An 18,018-nucleotide genomic window follows, 5' to 3' on the forward strand; every position below is an offset into this window, starting at 1 on the left:
TATAGCTAAAAGTTGTGGAGGGAGAGAGTCTAATGGAATTTACAAATGTAAAATGTGAAGTGGAAAATCGAGTGGCCCTGCTCAGCATTGATGCACCGCCCGCCAATACGCTAAGCGCTGCAACCCTGTCCGGCCTTAGCCAAGCATTTGATTACCTTGAAACGAACGAGGAAGTTAAGGCTGTCGTGCTGACGGGTGCAGGTAAGTTTTTTGTAGCGGGAGCAGACATTAAGGAGTTTACCGGCGCTTTCGGTGAGAAGGAAAAGGCGGTAGAGATCGCCCGGGCAGGCCAGGAACTGTTTACCCGGATTGAGAATTTTCACAAACCTGTAATCGCTGCCATTAACGGAGCGGCACTTGGCGGAGGGCTGGAGCTTGCTATGGCCTGCCATATTCGCTTTGCCGCGGAAGGCGCACAGCTTGGCCTGCCGGAGTTAAAGCTGGGATTGATTCCGGGATTCGGCGGAACGCAGCGTCTCGCCCGTCTGACAGGCAAGGCAAAGGCAATCGAGCTTATCTTATCCAGCCAGTTTATCGATGGGAAAGAAGCTGAGAGAATTAGTCTTGTAAACCGGGTGCTCCCGCTTGAATCTCTGCTGGACGAGGCGAAGCAGTTTGCCGCATCCCTCACAGAGGAGAAGAGTGCCGTTTCCGTGCGGGCTGCTCTTGAAGCGGTTACATACGGCCTTGACGCAGGACAGGAGAAAGGAATGGGCAGAGAAGCCGAGTTGTTCGGCGAACTGTTTGGCTCCGAAGATGTGAGAGAAGGCGTAAACGCTTTTATTGAGAAGCGAAAGCCCAATTTCCAGGACAAGTAGTCCGGGTGGTGATGTTTGAACGGATGTCTCCGTGATAGGACATACCTTCAAATCTATTATAAACATGTGGAAGACAAAGGAGGATAATCATGAACATTATCGTATGTTTAAAGCAGACGTTTGACACAGAAGAAAAAATTGTACTCCAAAACGGACAAATTAGCGAAGACGGTGTGGAATTCATTATTAATCCATACGATGAATATGCAGTGGAAGAAGCGATTAAGCTGCGTGACGAGCATGGCGGAGAAGTAACGGTCGTTACTGTGGGGCCGGAGCGTGCGGAGAGCTCCCTGCGTACGGCGCTCGCTATGGGTGCTGATAAAGCGGTTATCGTTGATAGCGAAGAGTTGGATTTAGATGAATACAGCGTGGCCAAAATCCTTGCTTCCGTGATTAAAGACCGCGAGTTTGATATTATCCTTGGCGGAAATATGGCGGTTGATAACGGTTCAGGACAGGTGGGAGCCCGCCTGGCTGAAGAGTTAAACATTGCGCAGGTAACCACGATTACGAAGCTTGACGTTGACAGCGGAAAAGCAACGATTGAGCGCGATATGGAAGGGGACGTGGAAGTGGTTGAAGTGTCTCTTCCTATTCTTGTAACCGCACAGCAGGGGCTAAACGAGCCCCGTTATCCGTCGCTTCCTGGAATTATGAAAGCGAAGAAAAAGCCAATGGAGCGTTTAACGGTAGACGACTTGGAGATTGACGGGGATGCCAAGGCAAAAACGGCTGTAACGGAAACCTACCTTCCGCCGAAAAAAGAAGCGGGCCGCATTCTCAGTGGAGACATTCCTGATCAGGTGAAAGAATTAGTTCAACTTCTTCGCAGCGAAGCGAAAGTCATTTAAGGAGGGCACGCCAGATGAGTAAAAAAGTACTTGTAGTTGCAGAAGCAAGAGATGGAAGTTTGCGTAATGTATCTTTTGAAGCGTTAGCCGCAGCGAAACGCATTGCTGACGGCGGTGAAATTATAGCTGCTGCCTTTGGAAGCGACGCTGCCAATTATGTGGAAGCGCTTGGCCAGTATGGTGCAAATAAAGTTTATACGGTTACAAATAAAGAGTTGGATACGTATACAACGGATGCTTATTCCCAGGCTCTTCGCCAGGTTATTGACGCGGTACAGCCGGAAGCCATTTTTATTCCTCACACAGGAGTCGGCAGGGATTTAGCTCCGCGTGTTGCAGCCCGCCTTGGTCTTGGGCTTGTATCCGATGTTATCGATGTAGAAATCGACGGCGGAGAAGTTGTATTCACTCGTCCTATTTATGCCGGAAAGGCATTTGAGAAGAAAAAAATGACAGACGGCATTCAGTTTGCTACGATTCGCCCAAATAACATTCCAGCAGGAGAACCGGGTGCTTCTGCAGCGGAAGCCGTACCATTTAATGTAGAAATTAAAGACCTGCGTGCAGTCATTAAAGAGGTAGTCCGGAAAACGGCGGGCGGCGTAGACCTGTCTGAAGCGAAGATTGTCATTTCAGGCGGGCGCGGTGTGAAATCAGCTGAAGGGTTTAAACCACTTCAGGAATTGGCTGAAGTGCTGGGTGCCGCAGTGGGAGCTTCCCGTGGGGCATGTGATGCTGAATACTGTGATTACTCCCTGCAAATCGGGCAAACAGGAAAAGTGGTTACGCCTGATCTATACATTGCTGCAGGAATTTCCGGAGCAATCCAGCATCTTGCCGGTATGTCTAATTCTAAAGTTATCGTAGCGATTAATAAGGATCCGGAAGCTCCAATTTTCCAGGTGGCCGATTACGGAATCGTCGGAGATTTGTTTGAAGTGGTTCCTCTTCTTACAGAAGAATTTAAGAAAGTTCTTGTATAAGCAGAATCATAAAAGGGCGGCATCGAGGATTTGGATGCTGCCCTTTCTCTTTGCTTTTTTAGCTATTAAGGCAAATGTGTGAAAAAGTTTCGCAAATGGATATTTAGGGTTAATAATGGTATACTGTTAGTGGTATAGTAAAAGAGTGCTCAGCGAAATGAGTAACATATAAATAGGAAGTAACATATATAATATAAGGAGGTAGTTACATATGGCAATTGTAAATGTAACGGATAATTCTTTCCAAAATGAAGTGGAAACGGGCGGTACTGTGCTTGTTGATTTCTGGGCTCCGTGGTGTGGACCTTGCAAAATGATTGCACCGGTTCTTGAGGAAATCAACGGAGAAATCGGCGACAATTTGAAAATCGCAAAAGTAAACGTAGATGAAAACCCTGAGTCCGCACAGCGCTTTGCTGTTATGAGCATTCCAACACTCATGCTTTTCAAAGACGGTCAGGTTGTTGATAAAATTATCGGCTTCCAGCCAAAAGACAATCTAATGAGCACAATCAACAAGCACCTGTAATAAAGGAAAAGGAATCCCCCGGTAATTATGCCGGGGGATTCTTCTTTCTCGTCTTCCTTTCGACACTTGTGGTAACATAACATTCAGGAGGGACAACCGCATGAATTCGTTAAAAGAAAAATTGAGCCTCCTCCCTGACAAGCCTGGCTGTTATTTAATGAAAAATAAGGAAGGCACTATTATTTATGTCGGGAAGGCAAAAATACTGAAAAATCGTGTTCGCTCGTATTTCACTGGCAGTCATGATGGGAAAACTCAGCGTTTGGTCAGTGAGATTGTCGATTTTGAATATATCGTAACGTCCTCACCGATGGAGGCGCTTCTGCTGGAGTGCAACCTGATCAAGCAGCATGACCCGCGCTATAATGTCATGCTAAAGGACGACAAAACGTATCCCTATATAAAGATAACGAATGAAGAGCATCCCCGGCTTGAAATTACCCGGAAAGTTGTTAAGGACGGAGCCAAGTACTTCGGTCCGTACGCAAATGCGGGGGCGGCCCAGGAAACAAAAAAGCTGCTGGATCGAATCTACCCGCTTCGTAAGTGCAAAAACATCCCGAAGAGCGTGTGCCTCTACTACCACATGGGGCAGTGTGCGGCACCGTGTGAATTTGAAGTTCCGTCTGATCAATACGGCGAGATTATTGAACAGATTACCCGGTTTTTAAACGGAAATTACGGGGAGATAAAAGAACAGCTAAAGCTGCAGATGAACGAGGCTGCAGAGAAGCTGGAGTTTGAGCGGGCGAAAGAAGTGCGCGATCAAATCCAGTATATTGATGCGATTATGGAGAAACAAAAAGTAACGTTCAGCGATAACATTGATCGGGATGCCTGGGGCTATTACACCGACAAAGGCTGGATGAGCGTCCAGGTATTTCATATCCGGCAGGGCAAAATGATCGAGCGCAACGTTGCATCCTTTCCTTATTATGGAGAAGAGCATGAAGATTTCGTTTCTTATGTCACCCAGTTTTACTTCCAGGAGCACGTGCGTCCGAAGGAGATTCTGCTCCCGAGCGATAACGGGGCGGAAGGGCTGGAGGAATGGCTTGGTTCCAAAGTTCTCGTTCCGCAGCGGGGGCCGAAGAAACAACTTGTAGACATGGCCGGTGAAAACGCCCGCCTTGCGCTTGAGGAGAAATTTGCGTTGATGGCCAGGGATGAAGCGCGTACCGTCCAGGCGGTCGAAAGGCTTGGAGAGGCGCTTGGGATCGGGTATCCAAGGCGAATTGAGGCGTTTGACAACTCCAACATTCAGGGGATAGACGCGGTATCTGCTATGGTTGTTTTTCGTGATGGCAAGCCTGACAAGAAAGAGTACCGGAAATACAAAGTCAAAACCGTCACCGGGCCGGATGATTACGGAACAATGAAAGAGGTCGTACGCAGGCGGTATACCCGTGTACTGAAAGAAAACCTTGAGTTTCCTGATCTCGTTATTATTGATGGCGGCAAAGGGCAGATTGCGGCGGCAGTAGATGTATTAGAGAATGAACTTGGGCTGTACATTCCTGTCGCCGGTTTGGCGAAAGACAATAAACACCGGACGGCTCAGCTGCTTGTAGGAGACCCGCCGATTCCTGTGGATTTAAAAAGAGACAGCAACGAGTTCTATTTATTGCAGCGAATCCAGGACGAGGTGCACCGGTTCGCTATTACGTTTCACCGGAATACGCGGGGCAAAACGATGTTTCAGTCCAAGCTTGATGATATTCCGGGCATCGGGGACAAACGCAAGAAATTGCTGTTAAAGCATTTCGGTTCTGTAAAAAGGATGAAGGAAGCAACGATTGACGAATACCGTGGGCTTGGCATCGGTGACAAGCTGGCCCGGGTCATCCTGGAACACTTGAACGATGAAGAACAACCGCAAGTGTAAAGATCCTGTGGGCTTGTTAGAATGTTAAAGATGTGATACCATGTATAGCAATTGAAAATTGCAATAACGAACACCTCACTTTATGGTGAGGTAGAGGCGCGAAAACCATGAGTACCCCGCTGGAGGATGGAGAATCCTGCGAAGGCGGAAGAAAGGGGAATTCGCCGAAATGGCAGAGTTTATCTCCGGTTCTGCTGTTGGGTTTGCATTGAACAAATGCAAGACTGTCACCGGCTCTTTCTCCCAGATGGCCGGTGGAGGACTATCTCGCGCAGGGAAAAGGGATGTGAGCGTTAGCTGGCTTATTATTATTGTCATTTCCGGACAACAGCTAAGGTGCATACCTTGTTGTTGTCTTTTTTAATACTAACGAGTGGGAAAAGGAGAGAAAAAAATGAGCCTGATTGTTCAGAAATATGGCGGAACTTCCGTCGGTACAGTGGAGCGCATCCAGAAAGTAGCGGAGCGGGTAGCTGCGACACGTGACGCCGGTCACGATGTTGTGGTCGTTGTATCGGCAATGGGAAAGTCTACCGATGTGTTAGTTGATATGGCGAAGGAAATTACAGACTCCCCCTCTCCTAGAGAAATGGATATGCTTCTTACAACCGGGGAGCAGGTGTCGATTGCCCTTCTTACGATGGCGCTCCAGGCCCGGGGGCAGGAAGCGGTATCGATGACAGGCTGGCAGGCAGGAATATCGACCGAAGCCATACATACGAAAGCCCGTATTCAGCATATCGACCGGACACCAATCGATAAAGCACTGTCTGCTGGTAACGTTGTCATTGTCGCCGGATTTCAGGGAGTGGCCGAAAATGGGCAGATTACGACGCTGGGGCGGGGCGGTTCGGATACGACAGCCGTTGCCCTTGCTGCAGCTCTTGGAGCGGACCTCTGTGAGATTTACACCGATGTGGACGGCATCTACACGGCTGACCCGCGCATTGCACCGGCAGCACGTAAACTGGCCCGCATCTCCTACGACGAAATGCTCGAGCTTGCCACGCTTGGTGCGGGCGTGCTTCACCCCCGGGCTGTTGAATGCGCAAAAAACTATAAGGTGAAGCTCACGGTGCGATCAAGCTTTGGACATGAAGAAGGAACGATAGTAGAGGAGGAAGCAGATATGGAACAAGGACTGGTTGTTAGCGGGATTGCCCATGATAAAAATATAGCCAAGGTAACTGTGGCCGGCCTGCCGGCAAAGGTAGGCACGCTTTCTAAGCTGTTCAATACGCTGGCAGCGGAACATATTAATGTAGATATTATTATTCAAAGCTCTTATGAAAATGAAACAACGGATGTCTCATTTTCTGTCAGCGGCGAAGAGGTGGAGAAAACGAGGGATGTTCTGGAGAAGCAGCGGGACGCCCTTTCTTTCTCAAACATCATGACAGAAGAAGGGCTGGCGAAGGTTTCCATTGTGGGGGCAGGGATGATTACAAACGCGGGAGTAGCGGCCGATATGTTTAGCTGTCTGGCGGAAGCGGGCGTTCGGATTAAAATGGTTTCCACGTCTGAAATTAAAGTTTCCTGTGTGGTGCCGGGTGATAAAGTAGAAATTGCGGTTCAAAGCCTGCATTCGGCCTTTGGGCTGGATGCCAAAGAAAAAGCGGTTGTTCATGGTGTGTAGCGATTTTTCAAACTAAACAAAGAAAGAAGCCGGCTCCTAAAGAGAACCGGCTTCTTTCTTTGTTTTCAGATTGCTGCTGGACTATGCGGCTCTTTGCCTGTCTCCGTACTGTGCAGGAAGCAAACCTGCGTGCTGGAGGCGCCGGCGAACTTCATTGCCGAGATAAGAAGCGATAGCGACTTTTACTAAATCAAGCAGAACAAACGGTGCCGCACCAAAGGCAACCGCCTGCGGCCACGAGAGATGTGCGACAAATTTCAACTGGGCGACACCGAAAGCGTAAATAACTACAAGACCGAGAACGTTGACGATAAATGCTTTTGTGAACGATAACTTGCCCCGGTCAAGCAGTGTACCCATAACGAAAGCGGCAATGATATAGCCAATCAAATACCCTCCGGTCTTGCCAACCAGTATTCCGAATCCACCGTTGCCTCCGGCAAATACCGGCGCCCCTGCCGCTCCCAGCAGAACGTATAACAGAATAGCTAATGTTCCGTAACGACGGCCAAGAATAACAATCGTTAGGGCGATAGCAAGATTTTGCATCGTAAAGGGAACCTGCGGCAGAATCGGAAATGAGAGCTGCGCGCAAATAGCGATAATTGCACAAAATAAGGCCGAAATAATCATCATTTTTAAATTCTGGTTTCTCATCATTTCTCTCCTTTATGTTAACCTTTTATATAATGAAGTTTACAAAGGATGCTGCTATTTTGTCAATATTGACATAAGTTAGTAAAGAGCGTAGTATAGGTATAACTATGAAGCAGACAGGAAAATAACATATCTCTTATCAAGAGAGGTGGAGGGACTGGCCCGATGAAGCCCGGCAACCCCGCAGTTAACCTGCGGATAAGGTGCCAATTCCAGCAGGACATTTTATGTTCTGACAGATAAGAGGAGGTCTAAGCGTACAGACGCCTCTTCTTTCCAAGAAGAGGTGTTTTTTGTTAACCAGAGTGCGCATAGCTGTACGGGAGGAGTGAATGCAGGCAATGGGAAATGACAAAATGGTGCTTGGCGAAATACATCTTGAATGCGGAGCCGCATTAAAACAGGTGGAGATAGCGTACGAGACATGCGGAACATTAAATAAAGAAAGAAGCAATGCGGTTTTTATTTGCCATGCCTTAACAGGTGATTCACATGCCGTAGGGAATGATGAGACGCCCGGATGGTGGGAAGGGCTCATCGGTCCGGGACGGTATGTGGATACGAATAAATTCTTTGTGATTACCTCCAATGTGTTGGGCGGCTGTTCGGGTACAACGGGTCCTGCAACCCGCAATCCCGCCACAGGCGAGCCTTATGGCACCAGCCTTCCGGTCATCACGATTCGCGATATGGTAAAAGCCCAGTATGAGCTTGTCAAAAGGCTTGGAATTGATAAGCTGTTCGCCATTATTGGCGGTTCTATGGGAGGAATGCAAGTGTATGAGTGGGCGGTCATGTACCCTGAAATGTCCCATATTGTTATGCCGATTGCTACCTCTGCCCGCCTCTCTGCTGTGGCGATTGCTTATAATGATGTCGGAAGGCAGGCTATCATGGCCGATCCGGACTGGAACCGGGGGCACTATTATCCGGGGCGCGGCCCTGCTAACGGCTTGTCAATCGCGCGGATGCTCGGAATGATTACATATCGCACCGCTGACTTGTTCGAATACCGCTTCGGCCGAAGGTTAAAGGATGAGCGGGACATTACACAATTCGACTCGACCTTTCAAATTGAAAGCTATCTGCGGTATCAGGGAGAGAAGCTAATCGAACGCTTCGATCCGAACAGCTACCTTTATTTATTGAAGGCAATGGATTCCCATGATATCGGAAGAGGCAGAGGCGGCATTGCAGCAGCCCTGGAACGCATACAGGCAAAAGTGCTGTCGATTGCCATCTCGAACGATCTCCTTTATCCTGCTGACCATCAGGAAGAAGTTGTTGCCATGCTGCGAGATTCGAATAAAGAAGTAGAATACCATTATATTGAATCGATCTACGGCCACGATGGCTTTCTCGTAGAGTTCGCAAAAATCGGTCCGCTTGTGGAGGCGTTTATCGAAGAGCATGCGGAAACCGTATGTAATAACCCTGCGGCTTTTCTTTGATTATCACGGAATTTCGACAACTTCTGCCTGTGTTTTCTTGACGCTAACAAAGAGTAGGGGTAAAATAAATCTGTCACAAAGTCTTCATTTTTATTAAGGCTTCCTCTGGAAGCTTTTCTTCATGTAACAGCATGGTTATTAAAGGGGGAATTTAGAGAGAAGAGACGATGGATAGGGGGGGCGCACATAGAAGGGCGCCGCAGAGAGAGAACCGCAGGCCAGGAGTGTTTAAAAAAGCAAGTACAAAAGAAAATTATTTCGCAAGAATATTGAAAGGGGGAATTATGCAAATGATAAACCACCGTCATTTTTTTAATCGTAAACTTCATTCCCTGCTAGGGGTCGTTCCAATCGGGGGATTTTTGTTTGTGCATTTGCTAACAAACTATTATGCTACCCGTGGAGAGGCGGCTTTCCAAGAACGCGTAGGGATGATGGAGAACCTTCCGTTTCTTATTATAATTGAAACTCTATTTATTTATTTGCCTATTCTCTATCATGGAATCTATGGTTTATATATTGCATTCCAGGCAAAAAACAATGTAACGAATTATGGATACTTTCGTAATATTATGTTTATGCTACAGCGTGTTACCGGTGTCATTACGCTGATCTTCATCGCGTGGCACGTATGGGAAACAAGAGTTCAGCTTGCCCTTGGTTCTGTTGAAGGTGGAGCAGGCGGTCTATTTAAATTAATGAATGATATTTTAAGTAATCCTGTAATGTTAGCGTTTTATATTATCGGGCTTCTGTCAGCCGTATTCCATTTCGCGAATGGACTGTGGAGCTTTGCTGTTAGCTGGGGAATTACAGTGGGACCGCGTGCGCAGCGCATCTCCACTTATGTAACAATGGTTATTTTTGTACTAATGTCTGCAATGGGATTGATGGCCCTGTTTGCTTTTGCAAACCCGGCTGATGTAGCCCAGGCAATGCAGAAATAGGAGGGGCGAGCATGAGTAAAGGTAAAGTTATCGTAGTCGGAGGCGGTTTGGCAGGCTTGATGGCGACAATTAAAGCCGCTGAAGCTGGCGTTGCCGTTGAATTGTTTTCACTTGTACCTGTAAAACGCTCTCACTCCGTTTGTGCTCAGGGTGGTATTAACGGAGCGGTAAATACGAAGGGTGAAGGGGATTCACCTTGGATTCACTTTGATGATACAGTATACGGCGGGGACTTCCTTGCAAACCAGCCGCCGGTAAAAGCAATGTGTGATGCTGCACCGGGAATTATTTATATGTTTGACCGGATGGGCGTAATGTTTAACCGTACGCCGGAAGGACTAATTGACTTCCGCCGTTTCGGGGGAACACAGCACCACCGTACAGCGTTCTCAGGCGCAACGACCGGCCAGCAGCTGCTATACGCTTTGGACGAGCAGGTTCGCCGCTGGGAAGTAAACGGCCTTGTAACGAAGTACGAGAACTGGGAATTTCTCTCTGTTATCCAGGACGATGAAGGCGTATGCCGCGGTGTTACGGTCCAGAATCTCCGCACAATGGAAATTAAGACGTTTAAAGCGGATGCGGTTATCCTTGCCACAGGCGGACCTGGTATCGTATTCGGTAAGTCGACTAACTCCGTTATTAACACAGGTACAGCTGCTTCTGCTGTATACCAGCAGGGTGCTTACTATGCAAACGGTGAGTTCATCCAGATTCACCCGACTGCCATTCCAGGGGATGACAAGCTTCGTTTGATGTCTGAGTCAGCTCGTGGAGAGGGCGGACGTGTATGGACATATAAAGATGGTAAGCCATGGTACTTCCTTGAGGAGAAATATCCTGCATATGGAAACCTTGTACCTCGTGACATTGCGACCCGTGAAATCTTTGACGTGTGTGTAAACATGAAGCTGGGTATTAACGGCGAAAACATGGTATACTTAGATCTTTCTCATAAAGATCCGCACGAGCTGGATATTAAGCTTGGCGGTATCATTGAAATTTATGAGAAATTCGTTGGTGATGACCCGCGGAAAGTACCAATGAAGATTTTCCCAGCTGTTCACTACTCTATGGGCGGTCTGTGGGTTGACTACAACCAGATGACGAACATCCCTGGCCTGTTTGCAGCCGGTGAATGTGATTATTCACAGCATGGTGCGAACCGTCTTGGTGCGAACTCATTGCTTTCTGCTGTATACGGCGGTATGATTGCCGGACCGAAGGCGATCGAATACGTTAAGGGGCTTAACAAGTCATCTGAAGATATTTCTGATTCTGTATTTGCTGCTCAGCAGAAGAAAGAGCAGGATAAATACGATCGCATTACGAATGCGACAGAAGGAACAGAGAACGCTTATAAGATTCATCGCGAGCTGGGCGAAATGATGACAGACAATGTTACGGTTGTTCGCTATAACAAGCAACTCCAGCAAACGGATGAAAAAATCCAGGAGCTTATGGATCGCTACCAGCGCATTAATATTAACGATACATCCAAATGGAGCAATGCGGGTGCATCATTCACCCGTCAGCTTTGGAATATGCTTCAATTGGCACGCGTCATTACCCTTGGAGCGCTCAACCGGAATGAAAGCCGTGGAGCACACTACAAGCCTGAGTTCCCTGAACGTGATGATGAGAACTTCATGAAGACAACGATAGCTAAGTTTAATGCTGCGAATAATGGCCCTGACATTTCTTATCAAGATATTGACGTTTCTTTGATTAAGCCTCGTAAACGTGATTACTCCTCGAAACATGAGGTTGCTGAGAAGAAAGAGGTGAAATAAAATGGCTGAGAAAACGATCCATTTAATTATTACGCGTCAGGATGGACCTGATGCAACACCATATAAAGAAGAGTTTAAAATTCCGTACCGTGCGAACATGAACGTTATCGGCTGCCTGATGGAAATTCAGCGTAACCCGGTGAACGCGGCAGGAAAGAATGTTGCTCCTATCATTTGGGAAATGAACTGTCTGGAAGAGGTTTGCGGTGCGTGTTCTATGGTTATTAACGGAAAACCCCGCCAATCCTGTACAGCGCTTGTTGACAAATTGGAGCAGCCGATTCGTCTTGAGCCGATGAGCACGTTCCCTGTTATGCGTGACCTTGCGATTGACCGGAGCCGTATGTTCAACGCGTTGAAACGCGTGAAAGCATGGATTCCGATCGATGGAACACATGATCTGGGACCAGGACCACGCATGCCGGAAGTAGACCGCCAGTGGGCTTATGAATTATCCCGCTGCATGACATGTGGCGTTTGCCTGGAAGCATGTCCGAACGTAAATGACAAATCTCCATTCATCGGTGCCTTTGCGATTTCACAGGCCCGCCTATTTAATGAGCATCCAACTGGTACAATGAATAAAGATGAGCGTCTGGAAGGACTTATGGGTGAAGGCGGTATCTCAGACTGTGGTAACTCACAGAACTGTGTACAGTCCTGTCCGAAAGGAATTCCGCTTACAACGTCGATTGCAGCGATGAACCGCGCAACAACGCTTTATTCCATCAAGAATTTCTTCCGCAGCTAACCTGAGCGGTTGTAAGAGCCTGTCCTCCTGTTTTGGAGGATGGGCTCTTTGTTTGTATTGACAGTATAAAATGTTCCTCTATAATTAATGTTAACTAATAATTTTAAATAGTTAACATAACAGGAGGGAAATGATGAACACACCGGTAATCGAAGCGATACCTCAAACAGATTGGATGAAACTTGCTGAAGAAGTACTAGGAGGGAAAACGCTAACAAACGAAGAAGCATTATCGATTCTGCAGGCACCTGATACAGAAATTCTGTCTTTGCTCCAGGGTGCTTATCGCATCCGCAGTCATTATTACGGCAACAAAGTGAAATTAAATATGATTATTAACGCGAAAAGCGGCCTGTGTCCGGAAGATTGCGGATACTGTTCGCAATCCATTGTTTCCAATGCACCGGTTGAAAAATACCCGCAGCTGTCAAAGGATGTGCTCGTTGAAGGAGCGCAAAAGGCCCGGGATGCAAAGGCTGGGACATATTGCATTGTTATGAGCGGCAGACGCCCGACAGATAAAGAAGTAGACAATGTTATCGAGGCAGTACAGGAAATTAAGGAGCAGCACAATATGAAAATATGTGCCTGCCTCGGGCTCATTACGCCCGAACAGGCGAAAAAACTTAAAGGAGTAGGCGTCGATCGCTTCAATCATAATATTAATACATCGGCCAGCCACCACAGCAGCATTACGTCTACCCATACATATGACGACCGGATCGACACGCTGAACGCGGTAAAAGAAGCGGGAATGTCTCCTTGTTCCGGTGTCATTATCGGCATGGGTGAGACAGATGGGGAAACCGTTGAAATGGCAAGAGCGCTTTATGAATTAGACGCTGATTCCATCCCTGTCAATTTCCTCAACGCCATTCCGGGCACACCGCTTGAGAAAATGGAAAAAGTAGGCCCGCTTAAGTGCCTGAAGGTGCTTGCTCTTTTCCGTTATATTAACCCGACAAAGGAAATTCGCATTTCCGGGGGCCGTGAAGTAAATTTGCGCCACCTCCAGCCAATGGGCTTGTATGCGGCTAATTCTATCTTTGTAGGAGACTATTTAACGACAGATGGACAGAAAACCGCACTGGATCATCAAATGATTGAGGACGCTGGGTTTGAGATTGAAGAATGCGCCTACGATAGCCAGCCTCCAGTATTGGCAAACTAATAGGGTTGAGCAAAGCTTTCTCCGTATAACAGGAGAAAGCTTTTTCTATTCCTTCTGTATTTTGTTGCGGGGAAATATTTTGATAAACTAAGGAGTGGGAATACTAATATACAGAGAAACGATAGAAGAATGGAGAGACGAGAATGGCAAAAGCAACGTATATACAACCAAGCCCCAAGGAGTGGGTTGAAAAGTTTACCTTTAAAATTCCGATTAACATTCGATACTCTGAAACGGATATGTCAGGCCACCTGAACAATGTCAGCCACTTGATTTATTTTGAACAGGGGAGAGTGGATTACTTTGATGCCCTGTCGATTGGCGATGAAGTACTGCACGCTGATGCTGAATTGATGATTGTAGCGGCAGATGTCGCCTGTCATTACCTTGAACAGGTATTTTTTCGTGATAAACTGCAGCTCGGTGTGCGTATCGCCCACCTGGGAAATAGCTCGATGGAATTCGAATACTGTCTCTTAAATGAAGATACCGAAAGACTGGTGGCTGCAGGCAGAGGAACCATTGTGCTCGTGGATAAGAGTACAGGACGAAGCGCACCGATTCCCGAGAGCGTGAAAAAAGCGATTATGGCATTTGAAAAAATGGAAGTGGTTAAATAATAAAATGTTCTTTCATGGGATTGATTTGAAATATCTTCGCTTGCAGTATCCGGCGTTGTCGTCAAGGCAGAGTATGGAAGGGAAAAGCGAGGAGCAACGGAAGGACAGGTACCATTTAATTGATAAGTTTGGCCTTGAGCCGGTGCACCTGCTGGAATACTGCCGGGGAGAATATACGCTTAGGGACTGCCTGCGGGCTTGTTTTGAGTTTGGAGATGTTGTGCTGGGCTTTCGGCGGTTATCTCTTCCTTTATGGCAGCTGAGCCGGCATGAGGTAGGGGTGGCTGTGGTTGATGTGCGGGCGGCTCGATGGGTTTTTACGAAGGAGCGGGAATACAGCAATGAGTTAAGGGAGTTATTTCCCTCTACGCCTATTATTGTTCTGAATAGAAAATAGAAGGTAATACAGGAAACAATAAACAGCCCTCTCTATTTAAATCTAACTGGCTTAACATGAGCAATTCCGTTTATACGCTCGTTCTTTGTTGTTTGCTGTAACTTCTGTAAGAGTGAACGAACAGTTTTACGTGTGCCAAGGCGCAGGAACAACTTCTTGCTTTCTTCCTGAAGCAGTCCGATAATCACTTCTTTTTCCTCTGTAGAAAAGACGAATTGTGCATTTACGATGGAGTAAAGCTGCCTTCGCAACGGAATAGGAATTGATAAATCAGTTCGTTTTTTATGTGCCAGTTTAAGAATGAGTCTTTTTTCTTCTGGTATGTACATGCTATCACCCTCAATTAAAAACAAACGACACCCGTGGATAAATATCTATGGTGTCGTTTGCTACGTATAAGCTTCATGAGTATTCCAAATTATATTTCGATAAAAATAATCAGGTAATAATTATTAGTTTGTTATCTTTTCAACATGGGCTCCAACAAATAGCTGTACATTTGTAGTTCCCCCAGATACGTTGGAAAACGCGGAAGGGCCAGCTGGAACACCCCAGAAACGAGCTGTATCATCTTGAAGGAGATCGCCACTGGATTTTAACATAAGGATTTCGTATGACTGCATGTTATCATCAAGAATATGGATAAGTGAAAATGTTTCTCCGTTGTCCATTTTTGATTCTTCTACATTAATCACTTTACCGGCGAAAGTAACCATTTTGTTAAAGTAAGGTGATGCATTTTTATTTAAATGTTTGGGGCTTATAGATTTATCAGCAATGCCCATAATCGCAAAAACAATCATACCTAAAAATCCAATGATCAAAATTGCATTCCACACGGTGAATCTCCCCTTTAAAGTATGTATGTTGAAGTAATTTACTTCCTATACAGGTATAGATTTGAAGTTATTATAAGGACAATTCTACCATATATTAATTAAGTTTGGGTCATTTTAACCAGGAAATAGGTCCTGTCTATTTTGGGTTTCAAGGTTTAATATAATAAAATAAATTAAGGGGGAAATCACAAATTAGTGATAACGAATTCATCGCATTAGACAATCCAACTGTTAATTAGCAACTTTTCGATAAATAACGAAGAAATAAACACACCGGGAAAGGGCTTGCAGAATATACTTTATCGTAAGCCCAAATTTCCCCTGCCAAGACACTATCCTTCTTCCCGGGTCATACTATATGGTGACTGTATCCCTCGCCTTGTACTTGAGAACCCAGGCCAAGGAGGGGTAGCACTTTTGAATAACGAGCAGAAAGCCAAGCCGCTGTTGACCAACCGGGAGAGAGAGGTTTTTGAGTTACTGGTCCTTGACAAGACCACCAGAGAAATCGCCCGGCAATTGTTTATTAGTGAGAAAACGGTCCGTAATCATATTAGCAACGTAATGCAGAAGCTTAGTGTGAAAGGACGCTCACAGGCAGTTGTAGAACTTGTTCGGATGGGAGAGTTGAAAATATAAATCCCACCTGAATTCAATCCCTCCCTACTAAGGAGGGATTTTTTATTTTCTTTACAACCTTTTTCTTTTTAACAATTACTGGTTGTCTTATAATGAAAGAAATATGAATGGGGGAGAGAACATATGATTTATCAGTGGAAAGTTGAAATTGCAGGCATACAACCACTAATTTGGCGAAGATTTCAAACGTTTGGTGACATCACATTCGATCAACTGCACAAAACACTGCAAACGGTCATAGGATGGGAGGATTACCATCTATACCTGTTTGGCTTTCCCGATAAAACGATACATATACCTAATCCTGAGTTCCCACAGGAGGCAGCCAAAGAGTTAGATGCGAGAAAGGAGAAGGTGCGAGATCATATAACGGAGGAAGGGCAGAATCTCGTTTACCTGTACGATTTTGGAGACAACTGGGAGCATAAACTTCTTTTAGAAAAAATAGTGCCGCAGCAAGAAAGGGCGTATCCTGTCTGCCTGGAAGGCGAGCATCATTGCCCGCCAGAAGATGCAGGAGGCATTCATGGATACATCGACATATTGGAGATTTTGCAAAATGAAAACCATCCTGAATACGAAGACACACTACTATGGATCGGGGAACGGTTTAATCCCAAGGCATTCAATAAAGAAATTGTAAATCGCCAGTTGCGGCGGCAGGAAAATAAATTAAATCCGAAGCAGGCAAAGCAGAACGCTAAACGCAAAAAAAGCACAAAGCTTACCGTTCCCTCATTAAGAAAGCAACTGCAAAACCTGCCGCAGGAAGAACTCGTTCGGATGGTCATCGATTGTGTAAAAGCAAGCAAAGAGGCAGAACAATTTTTTACGATTCAGCTGGTAGGAGAAGAAGCATTAGAAGACATCATTGAGGAATACCGCAAAAAGGTAAAAGAAGAGTTCTTTCCGGCACGGGGAGAGCCGAAGCTCAGGTTATCCGAAGCAAGGAAAGCGATTCGTGAATTCGAGAAGCTTGCGCAGGACAAGCGATATATCCTTGATTTACGCCTGTTTTACGTAGAGCTCGGCGTCGAATTTACAAATCTGTACGGCGATATTGACGAAAGATTCTACGATAGCATGCTGTCCATGTATGATTCGGCTGCCCGGATGCTGAGCCTGGAAGATGATGAAGAGCTGATGGAAGAATTTCAGCAAAGGATGCGGGTGGTAGTAGAAGAGACCGCAGGAATGGGCTGGGGATTCCACGATACGTTAAATGAGATCTACGCTGATTTGTTTGCCTCCTAGCAGAAGAAGACAGGATGCTGCGGTGATAAAAGAAGAGCCTGACAGGTGCTTTAAGTGGACAGGCACAGTCAGGCTTTTTCGATTTACTATTGGTGGCCGAGCATGAAAGTAGCGGGAATTTGCCTCATTTGAAGGGCCATATCCTGGTACTCGTTATACTCAATACTATCTGGCTGGTCCGCATACTGATTTTCGCTTGCGGGAAGCATCGCATATACATAGCCGTCTTTTGCCCCGAGCTTTTTATAGAGGCCGGGGTCTTTTCCATACCCTTTCCACACACTCTCCTTGATTTTTTCAATGCTGAAGAGGACGCGTTCAGAAACTTTCGGATTGCTCGGTTTATAATAAAAAATGACATTTCCATCTTTCTCAACTACGTGGTATTTCATATCCCACGTTTGCGGGAAGGAAATTGCAAACTCGGCCGCCCGGTAAGTAAAAGTCGGCGCAGGCCGGGTCGTTGTATACGGCGTGCGCATGCCGATAAGCGAAGAAGGTTCAAGAATGACGGACGCCACATACCAGTTTTCCTGCACCTTCCTAGTCGTAACAACCGCTTCCTTCGGACTGCTTGGAGCCACAGCCTGTTCAAGCTGTGAAACCTGCCATTCGAGTGATTGCACTTCCTTTGACTTTACAATGGGAGAAGCAGAAACCGGGGCAGGCTTTTTCACTGTGGACGTCCGGACATGTCCCGAGCCTTCTGCAAAAATAGGTGTGGATAAGGAAGTTAGCAGCAGAGCAGCACCGGTAAACATCACAAGTTTTTTCTTCATCATTATCTTCCTCTT

Annotated in this window: 19 protein-coding genes and 2 riboswitches; of the genes, 15 read left to right on the top strand and 4 right to left on the bottom strand. The window is 46.3% G+C overall.

What is annotated here, in order from left to right:
- The first annotated feature begins 32 nt into the window (after positions 1-32).
- The 6 genes from MBEAL2_RS01660 to MBEAL2_RS01685 all read left to right on the top strand — a co-directional run bounded on the left by MBEAL2_RS01660 (position 33) and on the right by MBEAL2_RS01685 (position 6,705).
- Positions 33-818, top strand: a complete 786-nt coding sequence (locus MBEAL2_RS01660) for an enoyl-CoA hydratase (RefSeq protein ID WP_047150560.1) — start codon at positions 33-35, stop codon at positions 816-818.
- Positions 819-907: 89 nt separating this feature from the next.
- Entirely contained in the window at positions 908-1,672 is a 765-nt protein-coding gene (locus MBEAL2_RS01665; protein ID WP_047150561.1) for an electron transfer flavoprotein subunit beta/FixA family protein, read from the top strand.
- Between the two features lie 14 nt (positions 1,673-1,686).
- Positions 1,687-2,655 (top strand): electron transfer flavoprotein subunit alpha/FixB family protein, encoded by a 969-nt coding sequence (locus MBEAL2_RS01670; RefSeq protein WP_047150562.1) that lies wholly within the window; start codon positions 1,687-1,689, stop codon positions 2,653-2,655.
- Between the two features lie 211 nt (positions 2,656-2,866).
- The gene (gene trxA, locus MBEAL2_RS01675) at positions 2,867-3,184 is read left to right on the top strand and encodes a thioredoxin (RefSeq protein WP_047150563.1); all 318 of its coding nucleotides are present in this window, start codon (positions 2,867-2,869) and stop codon (positions 3,182-3,184) included.
- A gap of 100 nt (positions 3,185-3,284) precedes the next feature.
- Positions 3,285-5,069 (top strand): excinuclease ABC subunit UvrC, encoded by a 1,785-nt coding sequence (gene uvrC / locus MBEAL2_RS01680; protein WP_047150564.1) that lies wholly within the window; start codon positions 3,285-3,287, stop codon positions 5,067-5,069.
- Between the two features lie 83 nt (positions 5,070-5,152).
- Positions 5,153-5,342: riboswitch (Lysine riboswitch) on the top strand.
- Positions 5,343-5,463: 121 nt separating this feature from the next.
- On the top strand, positions 5,464-6,705 hold the full coding sequence (locus MBEAL2_RS01685) for an aspartate kinase (protein WP_047150565.1): 1,242 nt from the start codon (positions 5,464-5,466) through the stop codon (positions 6,703-6,705).
- Between the two features lie 81 nt (positions 6,706-6,786).
- Here the strand turns inward: MBEAL2_RS01685 and MBEAL2_RS01690 are convergent, their stop codons facing one another.
- Entirely contained in the window at positions 6,787-7,362 is a 576-nt protein-coding gene (locus MBEAL2_RS01690) for a biotin transporter BioY (protein WP_047150566.1), read from the bottom strand.
- A gap of 133 nt (positions 7,363-7,495) precedes the next feature.
- Positions 7,496-7,608: riboswitch (SAM riboswitch) on the top strand.
- 86 nt (positions 7,609-7,694) lie between these two features.
- On the opposite strand from MBEAL2_RS01690, the gene metX reads away from it, so the two are divergent.
- The 7 genes from metX to MBEAL2_RS01725 all read left to right on the top strand — a co-directional run bounded on the left by metX (position 7,695) and on the right by MBEAL2_RS01725 (position 14,492).
- On the top strand, positions 7,695-8,813 hold the full coding sequence (gene metX, locus MBEAL2_RS01695; RefSeq protein ID WP_236692655.1) for a homoserine O-acetyltransferase MetX: 1,119 nt from the start codon (positions 7,695-7,697) through the stop codon (positions 8,811-8,813).
- A gap of 290 nt (positions 8,814-9,103) precedes the next feature.
- On the top strand, positions 9,104-9,760 hold the full coding sequence (locus MBEAL2_RS01700; RefSeq protein WP_047150668.1) for a succinate dehydrogenase cytochrome b558 subunit: 657 nt from the start codon (positions 9,104-9,106) through the stop codon (positions 9,758-9,760).
- Between the two features lie 11 nt (positions 9,761-9,771).
- Positions 9,772-11,553, top strand: coding sequence for a succinate dehydrogenase flavoprotein subunit (gene sdhA, locus MBEAL2_RS01705; protein WP_047150567.1), 1,782 nt, complete (start codon positions 9,772-9,774; stop codon positions 11,551-11,553).
- A 1-nt stretch (position 11,554) separates the two neighbouring features.
- Positions 11,555-12,304: a succinate dehydrogenase iron-sulfur subunit gene (gene sdhB / locus MBEAL2_RS01710; protein WP_047150568.1), complete on the top strand. Its 750-nt coding sequence runs from the start codon at positions 11,555-11,557 to the stop codon at positions 12,302-12,304.
- A gap of 133 nt (positions 12,305-12,437) precedes the next feature.
- Positions 12,438-13,475 carry a biotin synthase BioB gene (gene bioB / locus MBEAL2_RS01715; RefSeq protein ID WP_439644811.1) on the top strand — a complete coding sequence of 346 codons (1,038 nt, stop codon included), beginning with the start codon at positions 12,438-12,440 and terminating at the stop codon, positions 13,473-13,475.
- A gap of 143 nt (positions 13,476-13,618) precedes the next feature.
- Complete coding sequence (locus MBEAL2_RS01720) at positions 13,619-14,095, top strand: acyl-CoA thioesterase (RefSeq protein WP_047150570.1); 477 nt, start codon at positions 13,619-13,621, stop codon at positions 14,093-14,095.
- Complete coding sequence (locus tag MBEAL2_RS01725; protein ID WP_152667661.1) at positions 14,070-14,492, top strand: hypothetical protein; 423 nt, start codon at positions 14,070-14,072, stop codon at positions 14,490-14,492. The genes MBEAL2_RS01720 and MBEAL2_RS01725 overlap by 26 nt, the downstream gene beginning before the upstream one ends.
- A gap of 32 nt (positions 14,493-14,524) precedes the next feature.
- Here MBEAL2_RS01725 and MBEAL2_RS01730 read toward each other — a convergent pair whose 3' ends face one another.
- Entirely contained in the window at positions 14,525-14,821 is a 297-nt protein-coding gene (locus MBEAL2_RS01730) for a hypothetical protein (protein ID WP_047150572.1), read from the bottom strand.
- A 123-nt stretch (positions 14,822-14,944) separates the two neighbouring features.
- Positions 14,945-15,331: a hypothetical protein gene (locus tag MBEAL2_RS01735; protein WP_052947359.1), complete on the bottom strand. Its 387-nt coding sequence runs from the start codon at positions 15,329-15,331 to the stop codon at positions 14,945-14,947.
- Positions 15,332-15,748: 417 nt separating this feature from the next.
- Here MBEAL2_RS01735 and MBEAL2_RS01740 point away from each other — a divergent pair, with 417 nt between their 5' ends.
- Positions 15,749-15,970, top strand: coding sequence for a helix-turn-helix domain-containing protein (locus MBEAL2_RS01740; protein WP_047150573.1), 222 nt, complete (start codon positions 15,749-15,751; stop codon positions 15,968-15,970).
- Positions 15,971-16,093: 123 nt separating this feature from the next.
- Complete coding sequence (locus MBEAL2_RS01745; RefSeq protein ID WP_047150574.1) at positions 16,094-17,224, top strand: DUF6155 family protein; 1,131 nt, start codon at positions 16,094-16,096, stop codon at positions 17,222-17,224.
- Between the two features lie 86 nt (positions 17,225-17,310).
- Here the strand turns inward: MBEAL2_RS01745 and MBEAL2_RS01750 are convergent, their stop codons facing one another.
- Complete coding sequence (locus tag MBEAL2_RS01750) at positions 17,311-18,006, bottom strand: hypothetical protein (RefSeq protein WP_047150575.1); 696 nt, start codon at positions 18,004-18,006, stop codon at positions 17,311-17,313.
- Positions 18,007-18,018 lie beyond the last annotated feature (12 nt).

Origin of the sequence: Aneurinibacillus tyrosinisolvens, assembly GCF_001015055.1 — a bacterium.
GTDB lineage: Bacteria > Bacillota > Bacilli > Aneurinibacillales > Aneurinibacillaceae > Aneurinibacillus_A > Aneurinibacillus_A tyrosinisolvens.